We start from the raw sequence: 5,622 nt of genomic DNA on the forward strand, positions 1-5,622 counted from the left end.
CAATCCGGGGACAAAAAGACTTGCAAAATACCAAACCAATCCGCGATGCGCAAAATGGTGCCCAAATTGCCCGGATCCTGGATTCCATCGAGGTACAAACTCAGATCAGCAGAAAAATCGGTTCTCCAGGAAAATTCAGTGGGTGTTTTCACAATAGCCAACACCTGGTTTGGCGTTTGAAGAGTAGATATTTTTTGTAATTCGTCCGGATTTATGGCAATTATTTCCAGTTTACGTCCAGCATACAAATGCTGATGGCGTTCAATCCATTCCGGCAAAGCACAGATACACTCCACTTCCCATTGAGGAAAAGCGGCTAATTCGCGTACAATTTTATCACCTTCGGCTAAAAAGCATTGCAATTCGCTGCGAAACTTCTTCTTTTGCAGTGCCGTAATGTATTTAATTTTGTTTTTAGAAAGCATAATTGTCAATGTCAAAATCGTATACCTACCAACTCTGGATCATTCTGGCCCTCGGCCTGCTCGTGTGTAGCTGTAATACTACAAAGTTTTTGGATGTAGATCAATTTCTGCTCAAAAAAAACCAGTTGATCATTAAAGCAGAGGAAAAGATGCCCAACAAAGGCTTGCTTACCTATGAAATGGAGACCCTCTACAATCAAAAACCAAACACGAATCTCTTCTTGTTTTTCCCACGGGAATGGTTTTGGTACAAAACAAGTGAGCCTGGTGATACTTCGGGCTTTGACAATTGGCAACGGCGGGTACTCAGCGAACCTCCAGCCATTTTTGATGAAGAATTGTGCAACAAAACCACCGATGCCATCACCAGTTACCTCAACAATAAAGGGTATTTCAATTGCGAAACCATTTACGAAGAAACGTTGCGGCGAAAAAAAGCTTGGGTCAAATATTATGTTTATCCCAAAAAGCGCACTTATATTGACTCAATCAGCTATCACTCTGCTGATAAAACCATCGACTCCATTTTACAGGTGATTAAACGTGAAAGCCTTTTAAAAAAAGGAGAACCCCTGGACAGCAGGCTATACGACCTTGAAAAAGAACGCATCGTGTCACAAATGCGGAATTTGGGGTATGCCAACTTTTTTCCCAATTACATTGCCCAATTGACTGCAGATACCAGCATCAGCCGGTACCGAGCCTTGGTCAATCTGGAGGTTTTGGTTCCTTTAGAAGACAGCATTCACCATTCCTTGAAAATTGGCAAAATCGTGGTATTCCCTCACTATACGCCAGAGCAGGAATCACCGACACACCTGACTAAAGACACCTTGATCAATGATTTGGTATTTCGGGATGAGCCAGATACCATGCTGTACTTCCGCAGTGACATCTTATTGGAGGCCATCAAAATTCATCCAGGCAAGCCCTTTAGGCAAACGGATCTGGAAATAACCCAACAGGAATTGGCGGCAAGTGGCGTTTTTAAATTTGTACGCATCAAACAGATCCCCAGTAAAACCGATCCTGATCTGCTGGATATTTTGATTTTTTTAACCCCCAATTTGAAATTGGAAATGGGTGCCGATTTTGAAATGAGTTTCACTAACCGCGCTATAGCAGCCGGGAACCTCAACCTGATTGGGTTATCGTTGCGTCCATCAATCAAAAATCGCAACATTTTCAATGGTGCTGAAACCCTCTTAACCAGTATTCGAGCGGGAATCGAGTTCAATCCTATTGCCAATAAATCGCGTTTTTTTAATACTGTAGATGTTGGTTTTCAAAGCGATCTCTATTTTCCAAAATTCAAAGATTATTTGGGGCTCTGGAAATTGATGGATGATATTTCATACAACCGTAAAAAAGTCAAGCCTGGCAACAACCTTTACAACATCTTGAAAGATAATGCAGTCAGTAAAATTTCAGCTGGCTTTAACTTTACCAAATTCATAGATTTTTATGAAATGGGGGTCTTCAATATGAGCTTCGGTTTTGAATTCAATCAAGGCAAACAAAGAAATTATGTCATCAACAACCTTGTTGCCGAATATTTCAGACCCCAATTGACTGACAAATTCATTCAAACTGCAGGAAACTTATTTTTGTTAAAACGCCTGGAACCCCGATTCCTGGTGAGTCTGCTTTTCAGAGAAATCAATTTTAATTTTATTGGAAAATCCAATATCCGTGGAGAAAACATCCAGGCGGGATTCAAATTTGAAACTGCTGGTAGTGAATTGTATGCGCTGAATAAGCTTTACAATGTCATTACCGATAAAAAGGATACTTTTTCCATTAATAAAATCGATTTTGCCCAGTTTGCATTACTGGAAACAACCTTGCGCTACAATCGACAATTTACCCCCAAAACTTCGTTTGCTGCCCGTTTGGGGTTTGGTATTGCCCGACCATTTGGAAATTCAGAAGTGGTGCCTTATCTGAAGCAATTCAGTGTTGGTGGACCCAATAGCATTCGCGCCTGGGCAGCTCGCGGATTGGGACCTGGTGGTTTTATCGACAGTCTGGTTCGATTGGGCAAAAGAGGAAACAACCTCAACTTTGTCAATACTGGCGATTTGTGGTTGGAAGGAAATCTGGAGTACCGTTTCAACATTTACTGGCTGCTCAATGGCGCATTTTTTCTGGATGCAGGCAACGTTTGGACCTTTAACAATGACCCGGAAACACCCGGTGCGCCCTTCTTTTTTAACAACCCCAATCGCGTTTCTGAGAATCCGATTAAAGGGCAATACGATGCTTTTTACAAACAGATCGCCATTGGGAGCGGTTTTGGTTTGCGGGTAGACGTGCGCTATTTCCTATTGCGCCTCGATTTTGGGATAAAGCTCAGGTATCCCTATCGATACAATGGAGCGGATTTTTGGAATGATCCCAAACTTTGGTTTAAACGCATGAACTTAAATCTGGGACTCGGTTTGCCGTTTTAAGAGCAAGAATTTAAGTGGTTCAACCACTTATACCCCTTTGCGACCATACAATTTACAAATCGGGCATTCCTCTCTTTTATGGCCACGAGCTGGGCAAAATTCTCGGCCAAAGAAGATGATTTGCAGGTGCAATTTGTTCCATTTGTCTTTTGGGAAAAGTTTCTTCAAATCGGCTTCTGTTTTCTCGACATTTTTGCCATCGCTCAAGCCCCAGCGCTCTGCCAGGCGATGAATGTGGGTATCCACCGCAAAAGCCGGCACACCAAAGGCCTGGCTCATCACGACTGAAGCGGTTTTGTGTCCAACGCCTGGCAAAGCTTCCAAATCATCAAAGGACTTGGGAACCTCACCCCGGTGTTTTTCGAGCAAAATACCCGAAAGCTCCCAAATGGCTTGAGATTTGCGCGGAGCCAATCCACAAGGTCGAACGATGTCTTGAATATCCTGCACACTTTGGGCGTACATCTCTGCTGGGTTGTCTGCCAAGGCGAAAAGATGTGGGGTCACTTTATTCACCCGCTCATCGGTACACTGAGCGGAGAGTAGAACCGCAATCAACAGCGTGTAAGGATCGCTGTGGGACAATGGAATTGGCGTTTCGGGATACAGTTCCTCCAGGATTTGAAGGATAGCAGTTGCTTTTTGTCGTATTCCGGGAGCCCGTTTTGGTTTATTGGTATTCGAAGGTTCCATATTGACTCTGGATGATAACTTGATTGATCGAACTGTCTTCTACATGGCCAACTACTTTGGCGTCAATATGAAAGGATTGCGCCAGATCGATCACTTGCTGGGCATACGCTTCTGGCAGGTACACTTCCAGGCGTTGTCCCATGTTGAATACTTGATACATTTCTTTCCAGGACGCTCCAGATTCAGCCTGGATCAAATTGAACAAAGGCGGAGTGGGCAACAGATCATTTTTGATTACTCTTTTTCCATCAATGAATTTCAGCACTTTGGTTTGTCCTCCACCGGTACAATGGATCATGCCGTGGATTTGGGGCTGCAATTGCTCTAAAAGCGGCTTGATGAAAGGCAAGAAGGTGCGCGTTGGCGACAAGATCAGTTTGCCAATCGGAATGTCTTGACCATTGATATGGAGGGTTTCGGTAAGTTTGCGTTTGCCAGAATAGACCAATGCACCGGGGGTAGCCGGATCGAAAGTTTCAGGATAAAGTGCCGCGTAGGATTTATCCAATACATCATGCCGGGCAGAGGTCAGGCCATTGCTGCCCATTCCGCCATTGTATTCAGTTTCGTAGGTAGTCTGCCCAGAAGAAGACAGTCCAACGATCACATCTCCGGCTTGAATGTTGTTGGTGATGACCTTGGCACGGGGCATCCGCGCGAAAGCAGTATAACCTACGTCAATGGTACGTACAATATCGCCTACATCAGCCGTTTCTCCACCAGTTAGAAAAACGTGGATGCCTAAACTATTGAGTTGTTCAACCAGCTCGGTGGTAGCTGCGATGAGGGTACTGATGACTTCACCGGAAATAAGGTTCTTGTTTCGGCCAATGGTAGAAGAAAGCAAAATATTGTCTACGCAGCCTACACAGCCCATATCATCGAGGTTCATCACGATGGCATCCTGGGCAATGCCCTTCCAAACGCTCAAATCTCCCGTTTCTCTCCAATACAAATATGCAAGGCTGGTTTTGGTACCAGCGGTGTCGGCGTGCATTAAATTACAAAAATCGGGATCCATGCCCGCGATATCGGGAATGATTTTACAAAAAGCATTGGGATACAATCCTTTATCCAAATTTTTGATTGCAGCATGCACTTCATCCTTGCTCGCTGATACACCACGCTGATCATATCGATATTCCTCCATCCTTCAATTTCAATTTACGGGATTGGTAAAAAAATTGTAGCAAATATACAAGACTTGTGCCTACAGAAGGGTTCCAAAAGCAAAAAGAATCACTTGGATCGTGTAAAAATCACAACATTCCTTTTATCCTTGCATTCTCTGTTCTATATTTGTGAATAATGGCATAATTCGTAACAATAGGGAATGCTCAATTATCCCCCCTTTACACGATAATTGAGAATGGGCATTCTACCTATAAACTGCAAACAGTGTTGAACACAAAAATTCCTTTTAAACTGCGCGATAATTTCGCTCGGCTCAACTGGACGTGGATAATCATTGGAACATTGGGCTTAGGTTTAATTTTAACGCTCGCTGTTTCACCAAGTACTTCTCGCCACCTCAAAGCCTCCTTGCTGGGCAAAGACCGCAACGCCACTATTGGCTCCTTTCCAGTAGTTGTTCCTACGATCAGATATGGCTTTGCCATGGATACGTTCCAAGTCTACAAATCTGAATTTCACAGCAGTGAAAACCTGGGAGACATCCTGATTGGGCGCAAAATGGAATATGCGGACATCGACAATTTGGTACGCAATAGCAAAGATGTATTCGATGTGCGAGATTTGACCGCTGGTAAGCCTTATTTGATACTATCCAAAGATTCCACCCAAGGGCCTGATTACATGATCTACGAGCCCAACGTTTACAAATACTACGTTTTTCACCTCAAAGACTCCCTACACATTGAAAAAGTAGAGCGCCCCATTACTACCGCCATCAAATCATCAGGGGTAATTGTGCAATCTTCATTGTGGGAATCAATGGAACGCAGTGGTGCTGATCCAGCCTTGATCAAATCGCTGGAAGAAGCCCTCAAATGGAGTGTTGACTTTCACCACCTCAACCGTGGGGAACAGTT

The 5,622-nt window shown here is 43.8% G+C and carries 4 protein-coding genes and 1 pseudogene; 2 read left to right on the forward strand and 3 right to left on the reverse strand.

What is annotated here, in order from left to right; translation table 11 throughout:
* A partial coding sequence (locus ABW391_RS25040; RefSeq protein WP_502916352.1) for a TrmH family RNA methyltransferase occupies positions 1 to 425 on the reverse strand: 425 nt, incomplete at its 3' end.
* Positions 426 to 433: 8 nt separating this feature from the next.
* On the opposite strand from ABW391_RS25040, the gene tamL reads away from it, so the two are divergent.
* Positions 434 to 2,878 (forward strand): translocation and assembly module lipoprotein TamL, encoded by a 2,445-nt coding sequence (tamL, locus tag ABW391_RS25045; protein WP_353484644.1) that lies wholly within the window; start codon positions 434 to 436, stop codon positions 2,876 to 2,878.
* A 27-nt stretch (positions 2,879 to 2,905) separates the two neighbouring features.
* On the opposite strand, the gene nth is transcribed toward tamL, so the two are convergent.
* Both nth and ABW391_RS25055 read right to left on the reverse strand, forming a co-directional pair.
* Complete coding sequence (gene nth, locus ABW391_RS25050; protein ID WP_353484645.1) at positions 2,906 to 3,571, reverse strand: endonuclease III; 666 nt, start codon at positions 3,569 to 3,571, stop codon at positions 2,906 to 2,908.
* A complete protein-coding gene (locus ABW391_RS25055; RefSeq protein ID WP_353484646.1) occupies positions 3,549 to 4,721 on the reverse strand; it encodes an AIR synthase-related protein in 1,173 nt (390 codons plus the stop codon). Before ABW391_RS25055 ends, nth begins: the two co-directional genes overlap by 23 nt.
* Positions 4,722 to 4,969: 248 nt before the next feature.
* Between ABW391_RS25055 and ABW391_RS25060 the strand changes: the two are divergent.
* Positions 4,970 to 5,622, forward strand: a pseudogene (locus ABW391_RS25060) (peptidase M23); the annotation flags it as partial.

It is taken from the genome of Haliscomenobacter sp. (assembly GCF_040403615.1).
Classification (GTDB): Bacteria; Bacteroidota; Bacteroidia; order Chitinophagales; family Saprospiraceae; genus Haliscomenobacter.

Bases quoted from the DNA above. Each gene is read 5' to 3' on its own strand.
- tamL (WP_353484644.1), top strand. From the start codon at position 434: ATGTCAAAATCGTATACCTACCAACTCTGGATCATTCTGGCCCTCGGC.
- nth (WP_353484645.1), bottom strand. From the start codon at position 3,571: ATGGAACCTTCGAATACCAATAAACCAAAACGGGCTCCCGGAATACGA.
- ABW391_RS25055 (WP_353484646.1), bottom strand. From the start codon at position 4,721: ATGGAGGAATATCGATATGATCAGCGTGGTGTATCAGCGAGCAAGGAT.